The 25903-nt window shown below is 46.5% G+C and carries 22 protein-coding genes; 8 read left to right on the forward strand and 14 right to left on the reverse strand.

All coding sequences use genetic code 11. The features are described from left to right. Window positions 1-40 precede the first annotated feature (40 nt). Window positions 41-964 carry a 3-keto-5-aminohexanoate cleavage protein gene (locus ACMUEV_RS21140; RefSeq protein ID WP_190647787.1) on the forward strand — a complete coding sequence of 308 codons (924 nt, stop codon included), beginning with the start codon at window positions 41-43 and terminating at the stop codon, window positions 962-964. A 61-nt stretch (window positions 965-1025) separates the two neighbouring features. Continuing rightward, complete coding sequence (locus tag ACMUEV_RS21145) at window positions 1026-2051, forward strand: zinc-binding dehydrogenase (protein ID WP_415354677.1); 1026 nt, start codon at window positions 1026-1028, stop codon at window positions 2049-2051. On the opposite strand, the gene ACMUEV_RS21150 is transcribed toward ACMUEV_RS21145, so the two are convergent. Continuing rightward, window positions 2048-2482 (reverse strand): RidA family protein, encoded by a 435-nt coding sequence (locus tag ACMUEV_RS21150; RefSeq protein ID WP_017287352.1) that lies wholly within the window; start codon window positions 2480-2482, stop codon window positions 2048-2050. The genes ACMUEV_RS21145 and ACMUEV_RS21150 overlap by 4 nt on opposite strands. Window positions 2483-2518: 36 nt before the next feature. Between ACMUEV_RS21150 and ACMUEV_RS21155 the strand changes: the two genes are divergently transcribed. Then, a complete protein-coding gene (locus ACMUEV_RS21155) occupies window positions 2519-2914 on the forward strand; it encodes a nuclear transport factor 2 family protein (RefSeq protein WP_017287353.1) in 396 nt (131 codons plus the stop codon). On the opposite strand, the gene ACMUEV_RS21160 is transcribed toward ACMUEV_RS21155, so the two are convergent. Next, entirely contained in the window at window positions 2911-3711 is an 801-nt protein-coding gene (locus ACMUEV_RS21160) for an aspartyl/asparaginyl beta-hydroxylase domain-containing protein (RefSeq protein ID WP_190647783.1), read from the reverse strand. The two genes, ACMUEV_RS21155 and ACMUEV_RS21160, sit on opposite strands and share 4 nt — an antisense overlap. A gap of 54 nt (window positions 3712-3765) precedes the next feature. Between ACMUEV_RS21160 and ACMUEV_RS21165 the strand changes: the two genes are divergently transcribed. Together ACMUEV_RS21165 and ACMUEV_RS21170 are read left to right on the forward strand one after the other, a co-directional pair. Beyond that, a complete protein-coding gene (locus ACMUEV_RS21165; RefSeq protein ID WP_190647780.1) occupies window positions 3766-5229 on the forward strand; it encodes an amidohydrolase family protein in 1464 nt (487 codons plus the stop codon). A gap of 155 nt (window positions 5230-5384) precedes the next feature. Then, a complete protein-coding gene (locus ACMUEV_RS21170; RefSeq protein ID WP_190647778.1) occupies window positions 5385-6167 on the forward strand; it encodes a class II glutamine amidotransferase in 783 nt (260 codons plus the stop codon). On the opposite strand, the gene ACMUEV_RS21175 is transcribed toward ACMUEV_RS21170, so the two are convergent. The 6 genes from ACMUEV_RS21175 to ACMUEV_RS21200 form a co-directional block, all read right to left on the reverse strand. Then, the gene (locus tag ACMUEV_RS21175; protein ID WP_017287357.1) at window positions 6150-6779 is read right to left on the reverse strand and encodes a nitroreductase family protein; all 630 of its coding nucleotides are present in this window, start codon (window positions 6777-6779) and stop codon (window positions 6150-6152) included. The two genes, ACMUEV_RS21170 and ACMUEV_RS21175, sit on opposite strands and share 18 nt — an antisense overlap. 78 nt (window positions 6780-6857) lie before the next feature. After that, a complete protein-coding gene (locus ACMUEV_RS21180; protein ID WP_348251537.1) occupies window positions 6858-8342 on the reverse strand; it encodes a bifunctional metallophosphatase/5'-nucleotidase in 1485 nt (494 codons plus the stop codon). Window positions 8343-8736: 394 nt separating this feature from the next. Beyond that, the gene (locus tag ACMUEV_RS21185) at window positions 8737-9159 is read right to left on the reverse strand and encodes a hypothetical protein (RefSeq protein ID WP_190647775.1); all 423 of its coding nucleotides are present in this window, start codon (window positions 9157-9159) and stop codon (window positions 8737-8739) included. Between the two features lie 247 nt (window positions 9160-9406). Continuing rightward, complete coding sequence (locus tag ACMUEV_RS21190) at window positions 9407-9862, reverse strand: hypothetical protein (RefSeq protein WP_190647773.1); 456 nt, start codon at window positions 9860-9862, stop codon at window positions 9407-9409. Between the two features lie 117 nt (window positions 9863-9979). Continuing rightward, window positions 9980-10411 carry an EamA family transporter gene (locus tag ACMUEV_RS21195; RefSeq protein ID WP_190647771.1) on the reverse strand — a complete coding sequence of 144 codons (432 nt, stop codon included), beginning with the start codon at window positions 10409-10411 and terminating at the stop codon, window positions 9980-9982. Window positions 10412-10450: 39 nt separating this feature from the next. Further along, on the reverse strand, window positions 10451-11521 hold the full coding sequence (locus ACMUEV_RS21200) for an alpha/beta fold hydrolase (RefSeq protein ID WP_415354678.1): 1071 nt from the start codon (window positions 11519-11521) through the stop codon (window positions 10451-10453). Between the two features lie 377 nt (window positions 11522-11898). Here ACMUEV_RS21200 and ACMUEV_RS21205 point away from each other — a divergent pair, with 377 nt between their 5' ends. Next, the gene (locus tag ACMUEV_RS21205) at window positions 11899-13356 is read left to right on the forward strand and encodes a mechanosensitive ion channel domain-containing protein (RefSeq protein ID WP_017287247.1); all 1458 of its coding nucleotides are present in this window, start codon (window positions 11899-11901) and stop codon (window positions 13354-13356) included. A gap of 97 nt (window positions 13357-13453) precedes the next feature. Here ACMUEV_RS21205 and ACMUEV_RS21210 read toward each other — a convergent pair whose 3' ends face one another. Next, window positions 13454-15514 (reverse strand): sensor histidine kinase, encoded by a 2061-nt coding sequence (locus tag ACMUEV_RS21210; RefSeq protein ID WP_190647769.1) that lies wholly within the window; start codon window positions 15512-15514, stop codon window positions 13454-13456. 136 nt (window positions 15515-15650) lie between these two features. Next, complete coding sequence (locus ACMUEV_RS21215) at window positions 15651-16463, reverse strand: YwiC-like family protein (RefSeq protein WP_415354679.1); 813 nt, start codon at window positions 16461-16463, stop codon at window positions 15651-15653. Between the two features lie 74 nt (window positions 16464-16537). Between ACMUEV_RS21215 and ACMUEV_RS21220 the strand changes: the two genes are divergently transcribed. Further along, window positions 16538-17233 (forward strand): Crp/Fnr family transcriptional regulator, encoded by a 696-nt coding sequence (locus tag ACMUEV_RS21220; protein WP_190647765.1) that lies wholly within the window; start codon window positions 16538-16540, stop codon window positions 17231-17233. Here ACMUEV_RS21220 and ACMUEV_RS21225 read toward each other — a convergent pair. The 4 genes from ACMUEV_RS21225 to ACMUEV_RS21240 all read right to left on the reverse strand — a co-directional run bounded on the left by ACMUEV_RS21225 (window position 17228) and on the right by ACMUEV_RS21240 (window position 23862). Then, complete coding sequence (locus ACMUEV_RS21225) at window positions 17228-17548, reverse strand: cupin domain-containing protein (RefSeq protein ID WP_017287243.1); 321 nt, start codon at window positions 17546-17548, stop codon at window positions 17228-17230. The two genes, ACMUEV_RS21220 and ACMUEV_RS21225, sit on opposite strands and share 6 nt — an antisense overlap. Before the next feature lie 202 nt (window positions 17549-17750). Beyond that, the gene (locus tag ACMUEV_RS21230) at window positions 17751-21971 is read right to left on the reverse strand and encodes a PAS domain-containing protein (RefSeq protein WP_190647763.1); all 4221 of its coding nucleotides are present in this window, start codon (window positions 21969-21971) and stop codon (window positions 17751-17753) included. Window positions 21972-22500: 529 nt separating this feature from the next. Beyond that, a complete protein-coding gene (locus ACMUEV_RS21235; RefSeq protein ID WP_190647760.1) occupies window positions 22501-23211 on the reverse strand; it encodes a response regulator in 711 nt (236 codons plus the stop codon). 438 nt (window positions 23212-23649) lie between these two features. Then, window positions 23650-23862 carry a hypothetical protein gene (locus ACMUEV_RS21240; protein WP_190647758.1) on the reverse strand — a complete coding sequence of 71 codons (213 nt, stop codon included), beginning with the start codon at window positions 23860-23862 and terminating at the stop codon, window positions 23650-23652. 403 nt (window positions 23863-24265) lie between these two features. Here ACMUEV_RS21240 and ACMUEV_RS21245 point away from each other — a divergent pair, with 403 nt between their 5' ends. After that, complete coding sequence (locus ACMUEV_RS21245) at window positions 24266-25822, forward strand: iron uptake porin (RefSeq protein WP_190647756.1); 1557 nt, start codon at window positions 24266-24268, stop codon at window positions 25820-25822. Window positions 25823-25903: the final 81 nt, after the last annotated feature.

Raw genomic sequence — 25903 nt, forward strand, 5'->3', positions numbered from 1 at the left:
CAAACGATAGCGACTGTCTTGAAAAATCAGGAGGAAGACCATGAGCAGCAAACTACCGCTTATCATCGAGTGTCGCAGCAACGATACGGACTACCGTAAGGATAATCCCAACTGCCCACACAGCCCACAGGAAATCGTTCGGGAAGCGGTTCGTGCTTGGGAAGCGGGAGCCTCAATCTTTCATTGGCACGGGCGAGATCCAGTCAGTGGTGCGTGGATTAGTGATGTTGAAATTTATCTTGAAGCGATTCAAGGAATTCGAGAAAAGACTGATCTGATTATCAATCCCACGTTGAACTACGTTACCAAACAAAGTCATGTCAGCGATCGCGTCAAGCACATCCTAGCAGCAAAAAATAATCCAGCGTTGGGAATTGATATGGTTCCTTTAGAGTTTGGCTCCCTGAATATAGACTTCTGGAACCCACAGACAAAGCAATTTCAAACATACGATCAAGTACATATTAGTTCTCGTGCTTACATGCAAGAAGTTCTAAAAATACTAAAAGAAAACGATATCTTTGTGAGTACAGTCTGTTGGGATGTAGGACAAATTCGTACAGCACTCTGCTTTCGAGAAATGGGACTGCTTCCAGAGAATACATTTTGGGAATTTGTATTCACAGGGGAAATCATGCCAAGTGGCATTCTGCCAACACTCTCTAATTTACAAGCGGTAGTCGATTCGATTCCCGCAGGTGAGCCTTGGCTAGTGATGTGTTGGAATGGGGATGTAATGCATTTGGCAGCCTGGGCAATCACACTGGGAGGTCACGTTGGCATTGGATTAGGCGATCATCCTTACACCCGCTTTGGAACACCGCACAACGGCGAGTTAGTCGAGAAGGTTGCACAGATGGCAAATATCCTAGGTCGGGAAGTTGCAACACCCACACAGGCTCGCGAGATTCTAAAAATGCCACCGCGTAATGCTGCAAGCTCTCCAGAGAAACGCTCCTACTAGAGGATGAGAGGTAGCGGATGATCAAATCGGCAGTGAAGGTGAGGCTCTACTTTTACTGCCCATGAACTCTACAGTAGCGATGATGTCAAAAACTTACAAAAAACTGATTGCAACCCGGTTGAGTGATAACTTTAGAAGCGCGATCGACATTCAAGAACTCCCCATTCCCACTCCAAATTCTGGCGAAATTCTGATTCGCAATCAATTCGCTGGCATCAATGCTGGATTCGATACATTACTATGCAAAGGCAATGTTCCTTACGTGAATCTCACTCCTCCATTTGATCTCGGTGTTGAAGCAGTTGGCGAAGTTGTAGAAATCGGGCAAGACGTTCATACCTTAAAAGTTGGTGACGCAGTTGCAACAACCATTCGTGGCGGAGGTTATCGCGAATACCAAGTGATTTCTGCACACCAAGCGATCAAAATTCGCGAAGCTATTCCTGAAGTTCTCACACTGATGCCTACTGGAATGTCAGCACTCGTTGCCCTCGAAAAAGTTGGAGAGATGAAAAGCAGTGAAACTGTCTTAGTAACAGCCGCAGCCGGAGGTGTCGGACATATTGCGGTGCAGCTTGCTAAACTTGCTGGAAATCATGTGATTGGGGTTTGTGGCTCTGAAGTAAAAGCAAAATTGTTGGAAAGTTTGGGATGCGATCGCATCATCAATTATCGAAACGAAACGCTCGATACCGTTCTCCAACAAGAATATCCCAACGGAGTTAATTTAGCTTTTGATTGCGTTGGACAACAAACTTTCGATACCTGTGTGAATCATTTAGCAGTTCGAGGGCGATTGGTTGTTGTTGGTTTTATTTCTGAGTATGCGAATGATTTAGAATCTGTGACTCAACCGCGAATTTATCAGAAGTTATTTTGGAAATCTGCTTCAGTGAGAGGATTTTTGATGCCGCACTTTTCTGAATATGCCGAGGAAGCCCGCGATCGCTTACTCGATCTGTTTTACACAGGTAAGCTCAAGGTCGCGGTTGATCCTAGAAAATTTCATGGCATTGAGGCGATACCGGATGCCGTCGAGTATCTCCTCAGTGGTCAGAACTGCGGCAAGGTCGTCGTAAAATTCTAGGGCATCAGAACGGCTGTACATTTAATTTCTACAATTAACCCAGGAGTCGAAAGCGTTGTCACTCCAACTCCTGTCCAAGTGGGATAAGGATTCGTAAAATAGCGATCTTTCACCTGCATGAACAACGCGAGATAAGGAATTGTAAAAGGTTGTTGCTCTGATGCAGCATACAATTCTGGACTCGTCACATGGTAAGTTACCATTTCAACAACATGATCAAACGTTGCACCCGCAGCATCTAAGACTCTTCTGACATTTTCAAAAGTTTGAACAAATTGTGCTTCCGGTTCCGTTACGACTTGCATATTTTCATCTCGACCAACTTGTCCAGCGATATACAAAGTGTTACCAATTTTAATACCAGGACAATAATGATAGCGTTCGTATAACATTTCCATCCCTTTTGGGACAATGACTTCACGAGTTGCCATGATCAACCTCTAGAACAACGTTAGAGCCATTTTAGTATGACCTCAGAATCTGCCAATACATTAGCTGTTGCTCAGCAAGCATTCACGCATTTTGAGCATGGACTTGCGACCGGAGACTGGCAAGCTTTTTTCGATATGCTGACCGATGATTTTTCGTTCTGGTTTCCGCTTGGGAAATTTTTGGGATTAAATGTCGGGAAGGAACGCGCGATCGAGTTTTTTAACTATGTTTCTGAAGTTTACGAGCAGGGCTTAACATTGACCCTCGATCGTGTCACTAGCAACGAAACGACAGTCGTATTCGAGTTCCGCGATCAAGGACTGATGCGGGGAACGCCGTACAAAAATCGCGTTGCAGTTTCTTTCGATGTACGCGGAGACAAAATTTGTGGCTATCGAGAGTATCTCGGCAGCGATGGCAAATCGAACTAAGCCCCCAATCCTTTGTCCCATTCCAACTGATGACTTAGACCATATAGAACAAAGTCTTCAGGCTTGGCTTTGTCATTCTTGCCAAAAACACCCAAGCTATAAGGATCTTCCGCCATCCGCTGCTTGACTAACTCTTGCTCAAATCGAACGACATCTTCTCTCGGTTGATCCGTTTTGAAGAAATCGACGACTAGCACCGTTCTTTCATGGTCTGTATAGTTATGCGGGCAGTGCGGATAGCTATGATCGAGCACCATAAACTCGCCCTCATGCCAGTACAGCTTGTCATGACAGATTTTCATCGCAATATCGCCTTCTGGCACAATCAAACCGAGATAGCCCCGATTCATATGGGGATTGTAGTTCACATGCAGCTTCACATCTAACCCCGGCAGAAACGTTCCAAAATAGACGTTTCTCAAAACATCCTCGTACAGAGCGTTCGTTTGCGCGATCGCGGTTGCTAGCTTCGGGAAATAGTGCTCTCTTAACTCAAGTACTTTTTCCGAGACATTCTGTAACTCATACTGCGGATATGTAAGGTGATGTGCCTGAATATATTGTTCAATAAACATTCCTTGAAATAGCACACCAAACGCACTATATTTCGACTTACCTTTTGTTTTAATTGTTTTACTTTTTGGCCCCATCACATTGAAGGCAAGCTCTATTTCTTCGGGAGAAGCATTCTGCCTGAATGAAATAAATTCATCTCGAATCGCTTGCCAATTTTCCTGAAGAAGATTTAGGAAAGAAAACTGTTTGGGATCGAAATGATACTCGTTAAACTGTGCCATAGGTTTTGCTCCCAACCTAGAATCTCACTTCATTCTAAGAGCTTTGGAGGCGTTGTGAATCTGCTGGATAAACTGATCAAAAAGGTGCGGGTTGTCCGCCCCAACCAATCTGAAGTTGAGTGTCTCGACTTAGGGATCAAAGACGGGAAATTCGTTCAAATTTCACCCAAAATCAGTGCTGACCAAGCCAAAGAAGTCCTCGATGCTCAAAATCTGCTTGGCTTTCCGGGTGTAGTCGATGCTCACATGCATATTGGAATTTATCGACCCCTTGAACAAGATGCGATCGCAGAAAGTAAAGCTGCTGCAATGGGAGGCGTAACGACGAGCCTCAATTACATGCGCACCGGACAGTATTACCTGAACAAAGGAGGCTCGTACAAAGATTTTTTTCCAGAGGTACTTTCTCTATCAGAAGGTAACTTTTTTGTTGACTATAGCTATCACATTGCACCGATCAGTGCTCAACATATTGATGAAATGCAATGGCTATTTGAACAGCATGGCGTTGCGTCGTTCAAAATCTTCATGTTCTATGGAGGCTATGGCTTGCATGGTTTGTCTGATCAGCAAAATCTCTTCTTAATGATCAACAAAGAAGAGCGCTATGATTTTGCTCATTTTGAATTTATTATGCGAGGCTTGTCTAAACTCCGAGAGCGCTATCCCAATGAGGCAATTAGCCTCAGTCTCCATTGTGAAGTCGCTGATATTCTGAATGCTTACACCAAGATAGTTCAGCAAGATTCAAGTCTTACAGGACTCAGTGCCTACAGTGCTGCTCGTCCGCCGCATTCCGAAGGGTTAGCAATCTGTATTGCATCTTATCTCGCTCATGAAACGAACTGTGTCAATATCAATCTGCTGCATCTGAGTTCTCGTAAAGCGATCGAGGCAGCACTGATGATGCAAACGATCTTTCCTCATATCAATTTCAAGCGAGAAGTTACAGTAGGTCATCTTCTCTTAGATGTCGAAACGCCGACAGGCAAATGGGCAAAAGTCAATCCTCCGATTCGACCGCGATCGGATGTTGAAGCGCTGTGGAATGCGGTGATTCAAGGTCAGATCGATTGGATTGTCAGCGATCATGCTTGCTGTTCTGCGGAGAAGAAAGCCAGCCTTCAAGATCCAGAGAACATTTGGCTTGCGAAAGCAGGTTTTGGCGGAACAGAATACTTACTGTCTGGAGTGGTCAGTGAAGGGAGCAAGCGGGGGCTGTCCTACAATCAAATCGCAAAGTTACTGTGCTGGAATCCGGCTCAACGATTTGGATTATCGCAAAAGGGAGATATTGCGATCGACTATGATGCTGACCTAGTGCTGGTTGATCCGAATGAAACCTTTGTAGTTCATGCTGCTGAATCTCTGTCACAACAAGGATATACACCGTTTGAAGGGATGGAGCTAACCGGACGAGTCAAGCAGACCTTCTTGCGAGGGAACCTAATTTACGATCGAGGACAAATCTTAGGAAACCCGCAAGGGCGTTATTTACCGCGATCGCGCAACTTGTAGAAGAAACAGAACAAAAGAAGCGATTTCCTTGATCAATCATACAAAGTGGCAACAAAAACTCGCCCTAAAATCAGTCTCCCCCAAGCCAAAATGGTATAACTCGGGAACAAGCGATCGCACACTCAAATGTAAGTGTGTGAGTTTAGGGAGTCATCATGTGTCAGTTATTGGGGATGAACTGTAATGTGCCCACCGATATTTGCTTCTCGTTTGAAGGATTTTGTGCGCGGGGTGGGAAGACAGACGATCATAAAGACGGCTGGGGGATCGCTTTTTTTGAAGGCTTAGGATGTCGGATTTTTCTCGATGATAATCCCTCAAGTTCTTCTCCGATCGCTGCCTTTATTCGTCAATATCCGATCAAATCGATGAATGTGATCGCGCATATTCGGAAAGCAACAATTGGAGCCGTTGGGTTAGAAAATAGCCATCCTTTTCGCCGAGAATTGTGGGGACGCTATTGGGTATTCGCTCATAATGGAGATTTACCATCGCTGCAATACGATCACAAAGGGTTTTATCGTCCGGTCGGACAAACCGACAGCGAGCAGGCATTTTGTCTGATGCTCAACTACATTCGGCAACAATTTCCTGATGGAAAACCTGCGATCGCAGAACTCTATGCTGCCTTGCAATCGATCACACAGAAGATTGCTCAACATGGCATCTTTAACTACTTACTTTCTGACGGTGAACACTTCTTTGCTCATTGCTCAACCAAACTTTGCTACATTGTCCGACAAGCTCCGTTTGCCGCAGCACACCTGATTGATGAAGATGTTACCGTTGATTTTCAAGAGCTAACGACATCGAGCGATCGGGTTGCAGTCATTGCCACGACTTCATTGACAGATAATGAAACCTGGACAGTGATACAACCCGGTGAATTGCTCGTCTTTCAAGATGGTCAACCGCTGGAGCTATCTCAGCAGATTTGAAGATTGTTGCCAACGTCCTGTAAACACAAATGATTCTAGAGGTTTGCGCGATCGCGGAGCCGATAATCTTTGCTGCAATTTATCCGACAGGCTGTAAGGATCGCCGAGATAGCCTAATGCGACTGCATCGACAGGCTCATAACCTTGAGGAATACCATATAGTTCTCTTGCCTTTTCAACATCAAAGCCTGCCATTTGGTGAACATGCAGTCCTAGCGCAGTCGCTTGAATCGCTAAATTTGCCTCGGCTGCTCCAACATCATGAAAGGCGTGACGGTTCTGAGTTCCATTCTTCTCAAAATTGAGCTTAGCAACCGAAATCATCAGCACAGGAGCACTCTGCGCCCATTCTTGATTGCCTTCTGCTAAACAGCTTAAGAGCCGATCGAATTCTGCTGGATTGTCTTTTGTCGCAACAATGAAATTCCACGGCTGCTCGTTGTAAGAAGAAGCTGCCCAGCGTGCGGCTTCTAGCACACTTCTCAGTTTTTCTGGCTCGACGAGACGATCCGAAAACGCAAGCGGACTCCAGCGATTTTGGATCACAGCTTCGATCGGATACTGCGTTTCGACAACTTTATCAACTAACGGATCAGAGACAGTTTGGCTCATAAAAAACTCCTAACGGGGCGCTCGTTCAATCGTGGTCTAATTTACTTTTTGCAACCTCACTCTCTAGAGGGTTGCCTGTTACTTCATGGCTTGCATTTCCTGAATCACAGCAAATCGAATATCTCGTTTTTCTGCGATCAGCTTCACTCCGGGCGCTTGCAGCGACAAAAATCCAAGATTTTGTTCGTTGCCACTCATCAGAAACTCACTGATTGCAATTCTATAACTTCGGTTCGTCTGAAGCGATCGCTCTTGAATCAACCATCCTAACTTTTCGTCATATCGCACATTCGCCATTTGCAAATATCCACCTGCACCTCGGTTTGCGCGACCTTGATCTAACACTCGTTTCAGCAATTCTCCGGGGATTTCCACCGAGAGTACTTTCCCACCAAATGGCAAAATCCGAATCACATCATACTGGGTAATTTTTCCGGGTGGAATGCGATCGTCAATCCGAATGCTCCCACTGTTAAAAATTGCAAGTTCTGCATCTCCAACTTCTCGAAGCATTGATTTTGCAATCAGATCAGTCAAATTCGTCGATCGATTGCGAACGCTTTCTTCTAGTCCATCTAAATATTCAGAGGTCGTCGCAATGGTTTGAGCCGGATCAAATCCACTATCGCGAAAGCCTTGGAACCCTTTCTGCTGCCACTCTTGCACAACCTTAGCTGTCGTCGGATCATCAGGAATCGCATCGGTAATCAGTTGCAGTCGAGAGTCGATCGTCAGACAGCGGCTCGTCGTGTCGTATCTGAGCGTATGAATATAAACGGTTCGAGCATTGGCATCTGCTTTGAAAATCGGAGTTCCTCGGTCCAAGCAGCGAGCCGATCGAGTTGGGCGCTGAACAAATCTCCATTGCTGAATGTTCTCATGTTCGTGTCCACCCAGAATCAGATCAATTTCGGGAACAGCAACCGCAAGCTGCTGATCTTCTGCAAGACTGAGATGCGTCAGAGCCACAATTACATCTACTTTTCCACGCATTGCAGCAACTTGAGCTTTTGCAGTTTCAATCGGGTCACGATAGCGGACATATTGAGCGGGATTACTATCAATCGTTAGTCCAATTAATCCAATGCGAACTGTGTTACCGCGATCGCCTTGGGTAATGATGATCGGAGCGCGTTCTACATTCGGAAAAGGCTGCCCAAACTCATTATCGACATTGCTCGAAAACCATTTAAATTTTGATTCACTAAGACGTTGTAAAAATTCTTCTTTCGTAATGTCAAATTCATGATTTCCCAGAGTCGCGTAGTCGAAGCCAACTGCATTCATAGCAGCAACCATTTGCTGACCTGCGAGACGTTTACCATTAATTTTTGCAGTGCCTAGCGCGGATGGACTCAGTGCATCACCTGCAAGCATAGTAAACGTTCGGGGATTCCTAGCAAGAAGCCGTTTTCGCAATGTTGCGATCCGTGCCATTCCGCCTCGTTTACCTCCTTCAATCGGGGTGATTTCATAAATATCATTGAGATGTAAAAGTGTAATATTCACAACTTCTGCAACCGAAGTGTGAGCAATGCTGAGCACAGCGCCAAAGCTGAGCATGAGACTTTTTGCAGTCAAAGAAATACGTTTTTGTATTGAGCGTTTCGCGGCTCGCCGTTTCGAGAATTTCATACTAGGATGAACGATGTAAACTGAGTCGCCTAGAATACATCGGAATTCGAGGAAGTAGCGCGAGGTGTTTGGATTTCTTAAGAGTGGTCAGACTTTAACAGGTGCTAAATTCTGGTGACAAGCTAGGCAAGTGCATAGGGCACTTGCCTAGAGCTTCTTTTGATCAATGCCAGCGTGAATAGAGCAGCGAGCAGGGTTGAATATGCTGCCATCCTGAAGGAATACTCTAGAGTAACTTACCCAATTGGGTTTCTCCTTTCATTTAGGTCGCATCTAGTGCAGGCTCAGAAATTCACGGCGGCTTATGGCACACTTGCTATGCTTACAAGCGGCAGTCTTGGTTTTGCTGAGGATGCAATGTTGTCCCAAAAGTAGTAAAACATGTGTTCTGAGGGACTGTAGGGAAGCGGTGAAAAAAGACTCGTCTGGTCTCATTAAATAAGCCCGTGAAGAGAATGCCTTCAGTCCGAATATCGGTTGCATTGAAAGGCACTTTAAAGCTGACTGATCGGTTGATTACAACATCCCCTGTTTTGTGAGTGACAGGTCTGCCATTAACCGTGTAACTCAATTGATAGCGAGCAACGTAGAGACCTTTATTGATGAATTGAAATAATCTCGGTGGAGGTGTTTGGGCAGTGCTGGGCGCGACATTGGTTGTCATATGAGTCGCTGTCATGGTTGCAGCGGTCATTGCCATTAGACCCATTGCTTGAATTGCTTTGAGGGAGTGGCGAAAGTTCATGGTTCAATAGCTCCTAATGAATGTAGGGTTTTGTGCTTGTGATGAAATTCACGTTAGGAATTTGCAGTTTATGCAGGCAGACCTGACAAATTAGGAGTGTCTTGGATCAGATTATTTAGAAAAGGCAAGCGGAACGGGAAACTGAACAGCTGACAACTGACAATTTTCGGCACAAAGTTGCGTTGTCGTTGTAGACAACGTTCCAAATGACTGAAATGTGATGTTCTCAGTTTTTGGAGAACGACACTTATGCGGCTCGATTTTCCCAAGGCTGGCTGTGATTTTGCTCTTTCATCCATTGAAACGATACAAAATTGATCAGTAATCCCAGCACAAATAAAATCAGCATGAGGAAGATCTGATACCAGAGAATTGGCGACACGAGTAAATCTGCGAGTAAATGCAAGAAATTCGATACCGTGTAGAGAATGGTGAAGCCAAAATGGAGTTTCCGATAGCGTTTTGAATCCAGAAACAGAGTCGCAACGATCGCGAACATGGGCAAGACAAAAAAGCCTAACATTGCCCAAAAAATTGGTGTAACCTCTGCGATATCTTTCGCTTGAGATTCAGCAACACTCAGGTCATGGAAAAGTGGCATCAATCCAAGATCAGTATGAAAGAGCAGCCCGAGCAAGAAAACAAGCCAGAGAATGATGATTTTCACCGGATGCGGAATTGCTGTCCTTGTTTGCGTGATCATAAGATTTAAATTGTTTTATTTTTTTCAAGGTGTAGCGACAGAGCGTGCTAGGGCAATGCGACCTGTTGTCCTAACATCAAGAGAGTCTTTGAACCAGTAGGAATCAAAGATGATTTACTACAAGACTACAACTAATGTGCCGACGATAATCAGCAGCACTCCTAGAAATATTTTGAGCGTCAGGGGTTCTCCGAGAAAAAAATGTGCGAAGAGAATCACCCAAACCAAACTGGATTTGTCGATCGCCACAACCGATCCAGTCGTGCCAAGCTGAAGCGCCCGAAAGTAGAAAATCCAGGATAATCCGGTCGCGATACCCGAACCCACTAAGAAAACTAAGGCTTTCTGAGGAATATGCAAAGCTTGTTGCAAGTTGCCTTCACGGATGACAATGCCCCAAGCGATCGCGAGAATAATCACCGTCCGAATTGCTGTTGCCAGATTTGAGTTGACTTCAGCCACGCCAAGCTTCGAGAAGATCGCAGTTAATGCCGCGAACAGGGCTGATAGAAGCGCCGGAATCAACCAGGCGAGTTCATGATTGAGCATGGCTGAATAGTCTCTGACACGAGCAGAGAATGATTTAACTTATGTAGTTAATCTTAAACAAGATGCGCTAAATGCCCGAATCAGGTCTGAAAATTGTAAGTTGCGCTCCATGAGTACCATATGTCCTCCGGGAGACAGTACGCTGAGTTGTGCTTGAGGAATGGCTGTACTCATACGCTCGCTGGCAAAAGGGCGTGTCGCAATATCAGATTTACCAACGATAACGAGCGTCGGTACTACGATCGTCGATAAAGTGTTAGTCTCATCAAATCTCAGCATCGCAAGCACTCCTCGCGCCAATACACCCGGAGATGCTTTGATTCCGATCAAACTAGAAAAATTAAGCTGTCCCCGTGTTTCTCTGCCTGTAAATCCAGAAAGTTCAGTTGTGAGTAGCGTTGTTCCGTTCAAATAGCTTAACCAACTCATCACCCAGAGAACCGGAGATAGTGCGATCGTAAGGTAAAGCAAAGGTTCTAGTAAAGGCTTTTGCAGTGCTACTAATAGCCGATTCAATAAAGCTGTTTTGAGAGGATTTGTATAAGTGCCATCGACTAGAATTAAGCCTGCGACTCGCTGCTCTAGCTGCTCAGGGAACAGGCGGCAAAACGTTAGCAGAATCATTGCCCCCATACTATGCCCGAGTAAGATAGCAGGCTGATCCCCAACTAACGTTAATACTGCTTCCAAGTCACGCGCATACTTTTCTAACGAGTAGTCTCGATTCTGGGGCTTCTTAGATTTACCAAGCCCTGGCAGATCCCAGACGATGACTCGAAACTGCTCAGCAAGTTGCTTTTTCGCGTAATACCAAACCGTGCTATCGGGACCCCAACCATGTGTCAAAATCAGTGGAGGCGCATGTTCAGGCCCATAAAACTCAACATTGATTTCACTGCCATCGGGTCGTTGTAACCGTTGAACTCGCTCACTTCGGAGTGGACTAGGCTCATCTCGTCCAGGACGGCGAAGAAGTAAAATGGGCAGCAAGCCGAGAAATGACCAGGCGAATAGCCCAATACTCAGATACAACCAGCGATCGCTAATCAATTCACCCTGATACCATTCGTAAAAAATATAAGCGCCACTTCCCAGAATCGCGACTGTCACCAAATTAGACAAAAAACGTAGTAAAAAGTCGAGGGGCATGAACATAATAGGATTCGGCTACTTAAAGTAGTAGATTCAGATAGTGCTGAGCTTAAAGGACAATTGAAATAGACGTAACCCTCTGAAGTTAGAACACAATTTTTCCGAACAACATAATGATGTAATCCTGACTGTAAATAACCTCAGTTCGGGTTAACGTTTGGGTGGCTGGCGAATGGAATTCGCATCGACACAGGGGCAAAAACTCTTATCCCGAATTCACGTTAAATACTCTCAGAAAGATGAACCGACCACAATTCATCCCCAAGACGGTAACATTTCATTTGCAGAGATGATTTATTCTCTTTGAAGTACAGTACTGCAGCCCTCTAATCTTTATGGAATTTCAGGAACTTCTCAACAGAATCGTCATGCAAGGCTTGCCTGAGGAGTTTTCTAGCTTTTTCTCAACTCATTTATTTACTTTTGGGGGAAAGCAGTTCTCGATGGGATCGGTTATCGAATTACTTGTCCAAGTGATTCTGGTGCTGGTCATTTCTAATTTAATTAAACAGCTTCTAAAACAGCGAGTCTTTCCAGGATTTGGCTTAAATATTGGAACCCGAGAATCGCTGTCTACGATCGTGAGTTATGTGATCACGATTATTGGTTTTTTTATTGTTATTGAAACGACAGGCATTAATCTGAGTTCGCTGACGGTGTTTGCAGGTGCGATCGGGGTTGGGTTCGGACTCGGCTTGCAAAACCTAACAAGTAACTTTGTCAGTGGCATTACCCTTCTGCTTGAGCAACCTGTTAAAGTTGGCGACTACATTGAAGTCGATCACTTAGCTGGCATTGTCGAAGAAATTTCGATTCGCAGCACCACGATTCGGACAATTAATGGGGTATATGTGATTGTGCCGAATAGCCGATTTTTGGACAATAACGTCGTGAACTGGAGCTATCGCAGCTCAGAATGTCGCATTGTTCTGCCCGTGTCTGTTGTGGATGAAAGCGATTCTTTAGCAGTGATGGAAGCTCTACTTGCAGCATCGCGTCAAGAATCGCGCGTTTTAAGCTCGCCTCTACCCGAAGTGTACTTTAAGGGGTTAGATGCTGAGAATTCGATGTTACGGTTTGAACTGCTCGTTTGGATCGAGCGACCGATTGAGATGGAGTCAGTTCAGAGCGCACTGCGATTTTTAATTGAAGCTGAGTTTCGCGATCGCGGAATTGATACGAAAGCAGCGCCAACTGATATCGTGTTCAACCATTTGCCAATTTTGGTGCAACTCCTCAATCAAACGCATCAAAATGGCTCAGTTCCAGAAATTACAACGTCTGACCAACCGATTGGCGGGTGGCTTTTGCGAGATTTGCTCAAAAAAGTGAGCTATTTTCAGAACTGTTCAGACGTAGAACTTCGCCAGGTGATTGAAAAAGGGTATCGTCAGAAGCTAGCAGCAGGTCAGGTCATTGCGCGCGAATCTGATCCAGGCGATGCATTTTATCTCATTCTGTCCGGTGCAGTTGAAGTGGTCGTCGAATCGATCGATCAGCAAGTTGCTGTTCGCCGAGCAGGTGAATTTATTGGAGAGATGTCTTTATTGCTCGGCACGCCGCGGACTGCTACACTCCGCACGATCGAAGATACGATTCTATTTGTTGTCGATCATGATAATCTACATAGCTTATTGAGACAGCATCGCACGTTAGCCGACCAAATTGCTGAAGCGCTGTCTCAGCGACAAGAATCGCTCAGAAGTTTAGGAGTCGCGGTCGTAGAAGAAACGAAAGAAGAAACAACGTTTGAACAGATTCGCAAACGGATTCGATCAATTTTTGATCTTTGAAGCATTGCTCCTGAGACCGAATCAATTGGTCAATGCTACAAATCAATTTGGGATGACACAGTTCATATCACAGCCCCAACTTGCAAGATCTGACACATCAACCCTCATCTCGATCGTAATCTCCCTGATTCATGCCGTCTCTAAGAGGCAATTTCACCGTGAATGTTGCCCCTTGATTGACTCCTAGACTTGCTGCTTCAACTGTTCCTCCATGCAGTTCAACGAGATAGCGAACTAATGCTAACCCCAATCCCAAACCGCCATAACTGCGCGTGAGTGTACTATCTTCCTGCCGAAATCGATCAAAAACATACGGCAGAAACTCAGGATGAATGCCTTGACCCGTATCGCTGACTTGAATTTGAATACCGTCATCCACTCGGGTTAAGGTCACGTTTACCCTCCCTTCAGCAGGCGTGAATTTCACGGCATTCGAGATCAGATTCCATACAATCTGCCGCATTCGATTTGGGTCGCAGAGGACTTGATCGATTTGGGGATCAAAATCCGTGTGAATGTGAATTCGTTTCGCTTGGGCTGCCGGGCGAATCGTGCGAATTACTGTTTCAATCACGCTTGCTAACCGAGTTGGAGAAAGCTGTAACTGGAGCCGACCTTGCGCCAGTCGCGCCATATCCAGTAGATCTTCAAGGATTTGGGCTTGGGCTTCGGCATTCCGTTCGAGGGCATCAATGCCTTGCGCAACCGTATCAGGCTTGAGCGATCGCGATCGCAATAAGTGAATCCAGCCGAGTACAGAATTGAGCGGGGTGCGAATTTCGTGTGACAAAATCGCGAGAAATTCATCTTTCATGCGATTGGCAGATTCTGCGCGGACACGGGCAGTTTGTTCTAAGCGAAATAAGCGATCTCGCTCCTCTTGCAGTTGCCGATGTTCTGTAATCTCAAAACTCACGCCACTGATGCGGACAGATCGCTCTTTTGCTGTGTAGAAACAGCGTCCCTTAGACGCAATCCAATGCACACTTTGATCGCCCCAGACGACTCGAAACTCGTCGTAGTAGTCTTGTTGCGTCTCGATCGCATCATTCAGATGGTGCTGCACCAAAGCTCGATCGTCGGGATGAATACAGCGTAGAAATGCTTCATAAGTTTCCTCAAAGCTCTCAGAGGCAATGCCAAATAGCTGCTTTTGGTACTCACAACATTGCAGTTGATTCTGTGCAATATCCCAATTCCATCGCCCCAAGTGAGCCGCTTCCTGTGCAAGCTCTACCCAGGTTTCATGATCTTCAACCACGGCTTCCGCCTGCTGATAATCTTGACGAATACGAGTAAGCAGTGAAACGCTCCAGCCAACGAGCAGCGTAAAGATTAAGGCAGTTTTAATCGTCAGAAATGACAAATGAAACAGAGTATCTCCTGGCGCTTGAGGTTGTCCCCACAAGGTCACGAATGCTTCAAGTACCGAGAGCGCGATCGCGGCGAGCAGCAGTTGGCACACCATGCCTTCACTCGACCCATCACTAATCTGCATCACCCGCATTACTGCTTCATCTAAGTGCAACGCCTGAATTCCTGCACTCAACACTAAAAACGTAAATGCGGTTGCCAGTGCCATCGTCGAAACAGGATGAGCAGGCGGCAACCCAATCGGATGCACATTGTTGAGTAACGCATTGACAGCAATGAGAGCGGTGATCAGCGTGAGCGCTTGAGCTAAGCGATGAAATCCTCGCTCAGGTCGGCTAGATAACAAAAGAGCATTTCCAATCAAGACAAAGTTCAGCCCAGTACTCAGCGCGATCGGATAAGGTGCACTCCATGCCTGAAGATGAAAAAAGAACGCCATATGATCAAGCTGCCAGGTCAATCCAGCTTCACTGAAGCTCAAAAAACCAAGCAGAATCACAGCGATCGCCAGTACTGGCGAGATCCAACGGGCAGGCGAAGCTTTAGAACGCCAGTGCAAGCATCCGAGAGATATCGCCGCTGCAATAAATGCGATCGCGCTTTTGATACTCATAGGGGCAAGATCGTTTGCAAAGCTTCCTGTCAACAAAGGGCGATGCAGTTGCCAACCTAGTAAGACAAGCACAGCGATGAGGAGCACGATCGCACTACTCAGCCCAGAAGCCCGCTGAAAGAGCTTCGTCAAATTAAGATGAGCAGTGTGATGCAGCGGGGAAAATATCATAAGTTCTCTAGCAGCGCGAGGACCTCATTTTGAGGGAATATGCTTACTAGATTAAGGCGCGTCTCAGCATCCTCAATCCATCGGGAAAAGGAGCTTTGATGCAAATAGCGTCTCTCTTACGGAACGATTGCGCCGACTATCCCAAGTGAGCAGGGAGTAGCGAGAGGGATGTCATCAGCAAAAATAGAAGAGATGTGATGGTTTCAAGTGTAGCAATAGATTGAATTCGAGCAGTGCGATACCAATCTTGCTGAGCCAGCACGATCGCAAATTTGCATAAAGCAATCACAAATGCCGCAGATGTCAGCGGAGCAAGCCAACCTAACCCCCACAGCCCAAGCACGATTCCAGTCGCGATCGCATAATACAAACTACTTGGAACAATTGTCGGTGTTTTCGACTTGCGAAACTTAACCGTAAAAATTGTGCCAGCAAAGAACAGGGTATTCAGGAGCCATAATCCTATGCCTGTCATCGAAAGAGTCCCAGTCGTAGCAATTAGGGCAAACGGAGCCGATAAACACACTGCCGCAAAGGTGATCACTTCGTTGAAGATTGATTTTTGTTCTCGCTGCCAGACTGAAATCGCGTCAATAAAAAAGGCAGCGATCGCACCCAGATAAATCCAGAGCAGCATCGAATAATTGAGCAAAAGTGAAACCGCGATCGTCATTGCAGCGATCGTGTAAATACTTCCCCAGAGACAGAAGCGCAATTTCAAACTCTTGCGCTGTCTAATTTGCATCGCCCAAGGATGCTCTGCCTGAAATCCACAAAAAGCACAGACGAGAGCCAAAGTTGTTTCGTTTGTCCAAGCTTGTGCGGCGGCTGCGCCCGTCAGAAAAGAGACGAACAAGACAACATAGACTCCATGCTCTGGAGAAAAAGTCGGACGATACCATTGTTGCGAAGACGATCGAGGCGAAGTTAAGTTAGATGACAGTGACACTGGATCATCTCCTATGTGAAACGATTGCGCTATGCTCATTCTGACAAACTGCTGCAAGCTCTGAATATTCGCCGATGAAAGCCACGATCGAGCAACTTGCCAAGGTTGCGATATTTGCACATCTCAACCCAGAACAAGCTGCTCAATTGCTACCGGATGCAAACGTGCAGCATTATCAAGCTGGTGAAATGATTATGCAGGAGAACGATCGTCTCTCTGCTACCCTGTATGCGCTGATAGAAGGCAAATTGCGAGTTGTAAAGACAGCAACGACCGGGAAAGAAACTCTACTGCGGATTTTGAGTACTGGAGAGTTTTTTGCGGCTCCTGCCCTGTTCGGTAACGCTATTGCACCTGCAACGGTGATTGCAGAAAGCTCAGTGCAAGTGCTAACGGTGAAACGCGAAACCTTACTCAAAGCAATTCAGATGACTCCAGAGATTGCCCTCAGTATGATGGCAGTTTTTAATCAACGTCTACAACAACTCCACGAAACGGTGCATGGTTTAGTGTCTGAACGAGCGATCGTGCGGCTGGCTCGATTGATTCAAGACGCTGCCACCGAGCAGCAGATGAATCTTACACAGGAAACTGAGGTTAATCTGCAATCTCACTATCACATGGCTCGAAGAATTGGCATTACTTACGAAGAATGCGTTCGGTTATTTAAGCAGATGCAGGGGATTGTCTCCTACCGTCGAGGCGGAAAAATTACCATTCTCAATCAACAAGCCTTACACAGTATTGCTCATGGCGAAGTTGAGCTATAGGTGCAAAAATGCCAGATTTTCTTCGGCTCGCACTGCATGACGGGTATTCGGCAACATGTGAATCAACACCCCAGGCTCCATGACGATTTCGCGTCCTTCTAGGGTAAATGTGCCCCGCCCTTCAATCACCACCAGCGAAACTGTGCGCGGAGCCGTATGCTCAGCTAGTTCTGTTCCTGCTGTCAAACACAAGAGCGCGATCGCGGGTTGGGTATCTTTGACAATCGTTTTTCGAGTCACACCGGGTTTGCTGTAATCAATCCACTCTTTGAGTTGAGTGCTAAAGGATGGAGAATGGGTTGAAGTTGTCACCATGATCTATGTTCCTCTACTCGTTCATTACAATCAATCTGATAGGGAAGTGGAGAAGTGGTGAAATACGGAGCAATCCGAGTCTAGGCTCCCCCCATTCCTCTATGTCCCACTCCGCAACATGAATGCGGTTGACTATTACTATGCCGCAGGCTGAGAAAAGTTTCTATGAGCTAGCTCATTCTGAGCAATATTTTCACGAGAGTTAAGGCTTGAGCAAGCGGATCAGCTTTGAGAGTAATTCCAGCGGATCAATTGGCTTCGTAATGAACCCCTGGAAACCGGATGAAATCGCTTGCGCCTCGTCTTCTATCTGAGCATATGCCGTGAGTGCTAGGGCGGGAATTTCTCTGGCTTGTGGCAGCGATCTCACGCGGCGAATAAATTCAAAACCATCCACTTGAGGCATCCCAATATCACTGATAATCAGGTCGGGTTGTTTTTGGCAGAGGAAGTCGAGCGCATCGATCGCTGAAAGTTGAGCAGTCACGATCGCACCATATTCTTCCAGCAAAAAGCGCAATAGTTCTAGATTGTCTTGATCGTCATCCACGACCAGAATATGCAGTCCCTTTAAAGTGATTGTGAGATTAGCACTCGGTTGAACTTCTGAAGCGAGGACTTCGGCTGGCGCTGAAATAACAGGCGCGATCGCTGGAGATGCGTTAAGAGGCATCGGGGCAAGATCCGCTAGATCATTTGGTGCGCTGCGCTGCAAACAGTTCGTGTGGTATGGAAATCGCACCATAAAAGTTGTGCCTTGTCCGATTCCAGGGCTTTCGACACTGACTGTGCCACCGTGCAGTTCCACCAAATGCCGGACGATCGACAGCCCCAATCCTAACCCACCAAATCGGCGGGATGAACTACTATCTGCTTGTCGAAAATGGTCAAACACATGCGGCAAAAACTCAGGCGCGATCCCAATTCCCGTATCAATGACGCGAACTTGAACAGAACGAATCCCATTTCGATGAATGAAAATCGATGACTCGACTTTGATGCGTCCGTCTTCGGGCGTGAACTTCAGAGCGTTGTTGAGCAGATTCCAGAAGACTTGCTGTAAGCGATCACCGTCTCCAAGCACAGGCAACGCCGCAGTGTTATCCACTTCAATTTCGATGCGTTTGGCTTGAGCGGTAAACTGCACCGTCTCGATCGCATGAGCCACGACATTTGCTAAATCTAATGGCTGTAATTTCAGATGCAGTTTGCCTTGAATCACACTAGAGACATCGAGGAGATCATCGACTAAAGCAATTTGCTGTTTGACGCTACGTTGAATAATGTCGAGTGCTTCAGCCGTTTTCGCAGGGTTGAGCTTGTGATCTTGCATCAGCCGCGTCCATCCCAAAATTGGAGTCAGTGGCGTTCTGAGTTCGTGAGACAGCGCAGCCAGGAATTCATCTTTGAGCCGATTGGTGCGCATGAGTTCTTCAGTTTGCGCCGCTAAAACATCTTCGAGCTGTTTACGATCGGTGATGTCTGTATTGGTACCAAACCAACGCAAGATATTGCCTTGCTCATCTCGAATCGGAATGGCTCTAGAGAGAAACCATCGGTATTGTCCATCCTGACCCCGCAACGGAAACGTATCTTCCCAGACTTCACCCGTTTTAATTGCGTGGCGAAATCGCTGAGTCACCCGCTCGATGTGATCGGGATGTTGCACAACCTGTCGCCCCCCGTCCTGCATTTCTTCGAGCGTAATCCCGGTGTACTCAAACCAGCGCTGGTTGTACCAAAAAACTGAACCACTCGCGTCTGCAATCCAGGCGAGTTGAGCAATGTTATCTGCCAAGGTGCGAAATCGAGCTTCGCTTTCTCGCAGAGCTTGCATGGCTTGCGTTTGCCGAATCAAAGCCCAAAAACGTGCTCCCACAGATTGCAAGAGTCTGACCTCATCCGATCGCCACTCTCGAATCGCGCGGGAATGCACCGTCAGCGATGCGACCCAACGCCCAGACTCAATACAGGGAACTCCAATCAAAGCCCGAATCTGCCGCTCAAGCAAATGATGAGCAATGGGCACCGTGCTGCTGTGCGTTTCCACATTGTCAACGACAAGGGACTGACCCGCTTGATAGCACTGAATAATCTCTGGCGGAATGTACTCCGACAGTGAATAAACGCCTGCGATACTTTCGAGATCTGCTTGCCGCCAATCTTGCCGAATCGTCGTGATTCCCGCTTCTAAATCAACGCTATGTAACAGGCAGCGATCGACGTTGAGATAATGACCTAAACAACTCACAATTTCCCACATCATCGCTTCTGGCTCAGAGCACTGCCGCAACTGAGCATCGAGATGATTGAGGAAGGTATCGTTGAGTTCAGCCAGTTTGCGATCGTGGATATCGGTCGAAGTGCCATACCATCGCTGCAATTGTTGACGATCATCGAAAACGGGCACTGCCCGCATTAAAAACCAGCGATACATGCCTTCTGTCGATCGTAATCGTCCTTCAAACTCAAAGAGTTGCTGTGTTGCTAGCGCTGTTTCCCATTGAGCGGAGGCAGAGGCTTGGTCGTCTGGATGATAATGGCTAACAATGAGAGTCTGATCATGACTTTGTTCTTGGCTCAATCCTGAATAGTCGCACCATTGCTGATTCACATATTCAAGTTCTCCGTGAGCACCGCATATCCAGACAAACTGCGGCATTGAGTTGCTGAGTTGCTCTAACTGCTGCTCTTTGTCACGCAGCGCAATCTCTGCTTGCTTGCGCTGCGTGATTTCTTGAACTACCACATTGATGCCGATCGGTCGTCCTGCTGCATCTCGGAGTGGATACAAATCTTCGAGCCAGGTTCGCTGAACGCCAGGTTGAGCAGCCGTTTCACCCATAATCTCTAGATTCAGCAATGGTTCGCCCGTCTCTAGCACCCGGCGGAGTAATGGTTCTGCTTCATCTGCAAGATCGGGGACAATCTCTCGAACTGTCCGACCGAGATGATCTGCGATCGACAATCCATTAATTTCGGCTAAGCGTTGATTGATCCGAGCAAAGCGCAAATCTCGATCAAAAAGACCTAGCCCAACCGGAGCCGTATCGTAGATCGCCTCAATTTCGGCGAGTTGTCGGCAAATCGTTTCCTGAGTTTGGGCGCGTTCTAGCTGCTCCTGTTTACGATCGGTGATATCCAACGAAATGCCGCGCAGCAGTGCAGGATTATCAGAAGCGGCTCTGGCTCGGCTAAACATCCAGCGCAATCCTCGTTCTGGATGGTGATAGCGGTACTCAAGTTCAACAGCATTCAGTGTCGTTCGCTGCTGCACAACGGCTTGGATAGTCGGCAGATCCTCGGCATGAACTTTTGACATAAACGCTGTCAGCAAATCTGTCTCCGTCGATGAAACGCCAAAGAGAGGATAGCAAGGGTGTGACCAAACGATTTTCCCTGTCTGAACATTCCACTCCCAAGTGCCCGTTTCCGTCACCATTTGTGCCAGCTGCAGCCGTTCTTCACTCGAACGTAACTGATCGAACGATCGTCTGCGATCGCGATCCATTCGGTTGAGGGTATCAGCATTTCGCCCCACCAGTCCCAACGATGCAGCAATGAGCGTCATCACCATCAGCGACACCGCAAAATTTGAGTCATACCATCCTGCCTTTTGCCCCTGCAAAATTAGCCAGCCTAGGATGACCAGAATCACAATTGCAGTCGGAATAAACCGTCGTGCGACAACGCCCCCGACGAGCGGACTGGTGAGCGATCGCATCACTCCTTGTTCGCTTTTGAGTGCCAGCATTCCGATCGTTAAAATGCCAAAGGTAAGTGCAGTATGCAGCGCCATTCCGGTCGTCAACCTTGGGGATTGATAAAAGACTTGCACCTGATAGGCATACCCAATCACAGCTTGTAGGGACATCAAACCGACCGCGATCGCAAGGAGTTGAGCAACAATCAAGCGATTTATTTTGCCGCGCTCCTCCGTCATCTGGGCAGGCTGACTCAATAGCCAAAGTGCGATTCCGATCAGAGCGAGATCGATCGCTGTATTCACCCCCATCCGACCCGGATATAACGTTTCAGCAGCATCGGGTCGTGCGTGAAAGAGCAGTTGATCAATACCAAGATCCCACCCGAAGCTATACTGACAGAGGGTCAGAAAAGCAATGATGGTAGCGACGATCGCACAGCCTTGCGCGGCTCGAATCGTTCGCAAATTGTAGCGTTGTCGAGTTTGGAGTCCGAGGGATAATCCAGCCAAGAGCAGCCCGATCGCGGTATTTGCCTTCATCGTGCTCATACCGGGAAAGAATTCTTTCAAAACCGGAATATCAAAGCTCCAGCCTAGGAGGACGAGACAGGCAACTGACATCGTGATATGACTAGCAGCCCGTGCTACCCGTTGATGGAAGTGGTGGCTGGAGAAAAACCAGCGTCTTAAGGCTCCTAGCAAGCGCGATCTCCGCATCCTCGTTTACCTTCTCAACCTAATTAAATCCATTATCGTAGCGACCAAAAGTTTTGGTTCTACAGGTTTGTCAGGTGGCTTTGAAATCCAGCTTACAGCGGGTGCTCTAGAGTTGCACTTTGTGCTCAATGTTCTTCATAATTTGTGTTAAGCGGGGAGATTAAAAGTGATCACTGATACACATTCATCCGCTCCACTTTGAAATCTACTTTCAAACCCTTGAAAGCCCTCAGCAAAATCGCTCAGGGCTTTCAAGGGTTTAGTTTCATATAGATCCAAAAGACAATGAGTATCCGTTGGATTGGTTAGGCATATCGCTAAAAGAGAATGGTTAAGTTCGCTTCCGCGTTTTCTTTAAGATGAGGTCAATTTAGCATTGTCTGATGGGGGAGCAGATCTATCCTTTGGGGGAAGAGTAAATCTCAGAGAGAAATAGAATCAGCGATAGTATCTTGTCCCTAAGCGTGATGCGATTTGCTCAGTCTCCATTGCACTGCTCCAATCTCAGAGCTTCAATCGACTCCTATAATTACTGAACTAATCCTGCACGTAATGCTCGAACTGCAATCTGAGTTCGATCGCTCACACACAGCTTGTTGAGAATATTGCGAACATGAGTCTTGACGGTTCCAACGGTAATGTAGAGCCGCTCTGCGATTTCTGCATTACTGCGTCCATCTACAATCAAAGTCAAAACATCAAGTTCGCGAGCTGTGATGGGATAAGTCGAGATGCTTTGGCTTTCTTCTTCAGACAATCGATTGATCGTCACGGTTGAAGCCGGGGCTGAAGTTGGGCTGTTTGTCTGGACTTGTTTCAGCACAATCTTCGCGATCGCTGGATCAATCCATCCATGTCCCTCTGCCGTTAATGCCACCGCTTCGCTTAAACGATCACCACTAATATCCTTCATGCAGTAAGAATCTGCACCTGCTGCGAATGCTGCTAATACAACTTCTTGATCATCTTGCATCGTCATGATCAAAACTTTTGTTGGAGAAACACCTGCTTCAGCTTGCATCGCTCTCACCTGCTGCGTCAGTTCGACTCCATTCATATCCGGCAGACCGATATCGACGATCGCGACATCCGGATGAGTCTCTTGAATTACTTTTAGCCCCGATTTTGCATCTCGCGCTTCTCCAACCAGTTCAATGTTGCCATGCTCGCGCAGCATTGCCCGGACTCCAAACCGAGTCAGATCATGATCTTCTACTAAAACAACACGGATTGATGGCATCGCTTGATCTCCAAAAAATTCAACAAACAGGGGTAGACCTCAGAAAATAAGTTATTTCAAAATGCTGATTGATCTATCTGATGTAAAGCAGTTTAGAGGAAGAATATCCGAATCTCTGTCTGCCTGGAGAATGACTTTTAGATAAGAACTTCGAGAAGTTTCCGCCCCCTAAAGGTATAACCTAGATTTATTCCTCTCGATAGATTCTAACGAAATGAGGCAATTTTTGAATTCTTGCATGTAGAACGTTACAAACTCAAATGCTGTCCTACTAGAAGTAGAAGTAAGGATCGACACTGATAGGTGAACTACAGATAACCTAGCTCTCATAGCGGCTACATCTGCCCAATCTAGCCTGGATTAATCATTTCAATCTTGCGAACCGTAAACCATTAAAACTCCTGACTTTGTGTCGAAACGTTTCACGGTTTTACTCAGTCAAGCGATCAGAACAGAAACTTTAGGACAGAAAGGAAAAGGAGCAGTTGCGAAGGGAGTAGATTTTGAGATGGCTTCGATGAAGGCTTGTTTGCGATCGAGAATAAATTCACTGTAGTCAGCTAAGTCATCAATTCCAACACAGGTCAGCGCAACTTCTGAGACTGCCCAAATTGCAACTTGTACAAAGAGTGTTTTCCATCGCAGTTTCATTGTCTTGCCTCCATGAGTTGATCACGTTAGGTCTGGCATCCACTCTCTTTTACGCTTTGCTCGATCGAGTTATGCAGCCCACTTGATCACAAATCCATCACTTTTCCTAAGCTTCTGTCATCTATGGCTTTTGAAGTATGAGACTAAAAATCAGAAGTAATTTCATAATCATGCATCTCTAATCAAACAAGCTTAGCCAGGTTATTACGATCGTTCTGCTGTGTGTTTTCCCCGGAACGATGGTCGTTTGGCCCTAAAGTGATCGATGAGAAGCATAGGGGCACACTTCGCTTATCAGTCTAAATCAGAACAAGACATAGACTCAATTATCTAAATTCCGATTGATCAATCTACGTATTTTACTTAAGCATTTTACGGAAGCAAAACTGTGAGGAGAGTTACCATGTTGAGCCGCGTTACATTATTGAGTTCCTTCGCTCTTACTGCGATCAGTCTAATTGCTGTACCACCAGCAAAAGCAACTCCGATCGCTGAGATATCACAAGTAACTTCAGTATCACAGCTTTCTGATGTGCAGCCCACGGATTGGGCATTTCAGGCATTACAGTCTCTCGTAGAGCGCTATGGCTGTATTGCAGGCTATCCCGATCGTACCTTTCGAGGCAATCGGGCGCTGACTCGTTACGAATTTGCTGCCGGGTTAAATGCTTGTCTCGATCGCGTCAATGAGCTGATTTCGGCTGCAACGGCTGATTTGGTCAAAAAAGAAGATCTCGCCATGCTGCAAAAGCTCCAAGAGCAATTTGGTGCAGAGTTAGACAGCTTACGAGGTCGAGTTGATGCATTGGAAGCTCGAACTAGCCAGCTTGAGAAACAGCAATTTTCGACAACAACTAAGCTAACTGGTGAATCGATCATTGCACTGACGAATGTGTTCGGCGGGTCGGATCTCAACGGTCAAACAGTTGATCGCAACCCCACTCTCTCGCATCGCACGCGATTGAACTTTGACACAAGCTTCACGGGGAAAGACTTGCTCAGAGTTCGCTTACAAGCTTTTAATGTAAGTGCCATCTCGAATTTGACAGGAACACCCGAAGGAGAGCTTTCTTTTGCACCTGGATTTCAAGAGCAAGAGGGTAGCGAGATCGAACTCAATGCACTGTCTTACCAGTTTCCTGTGAGCGATCGCACAACGGTATTCGTTTCTGCCAATGATGGAGAATCAGAAGAATTTGCAGAATCGATCAATCCCTTCTTTGATGGGGATGGTGGTCGTGGTTCGATCTCTCAGTTTGGCACTCGCAACCCGATCTATTATTTGCTAGAAGGAACCGGAGCCGGAATCACTCACAAACTCAATGATACGCTCGAATTGAGCGTTGGTTATTTGGCGAGTGACGCAGATACGCCTACGGGGGGAAATGGATTGTTTGATGGGGCTTATGGAGCGATCGCACAATTGACGATCGAACCTTCTGAAGCTTGGGCATTTGGGATAACTTACATTCATGCCTACAATACCGACTACACCACAGAAGGCAGCGCTGGCAGTTTGAACGCAAATCTTTTCACTGCAACCGGAAGACCGACTGTGACGAATTCGTTTGGACTTCAAGCTTCTTTTAGACCTAGTACAAGCTTTATTGTGAATGGATGGGTTGGGTATACAGGTGCGAGAGTCCTAGAGCTAGGCGATGCAAATATTTGGAACTGGGCAGTTACGCTAGGGTTTCCAGATTTGGGCAAGAAAGGCAATTTTGCAGGTTTGGTCATTGGCATGGAGCCGAAGCTGACCCGGATTGATTCTGCAATTACAGCCGCAACTGGAGTCGAACGAGATCGTAATACTTCTCTGCATCTTGAAGCCTTCTATCAGCATCAAATCACTGACCATTTAGCAATTACACCCGGTCTGATTTGGCTAACGGCACCCAATCACGATCAGCGCAATCAAGATTTGATCATCGGCACCATTCGGACAACTTTCACGTTTTAGCCTTTTGCGTTCGGCACGAGAAGAGGCACAACGAGGTTAGAGTCAGCCCCTGAAACTATTTAAATTCTAGGGCTGGCTACC

It is taken from the genome of Leptolyngbya sp. FACHB-1624 (assembly GCF_047649235.1).
GTDB classification, from domain to species: domain Bacteria; phylum Cyanobacteriota; class Cyanobacteriia; order Leptolyngbyales; family Leptolyngbyaceae; genus Leptolyngbya; species Leptolyngbya boryana.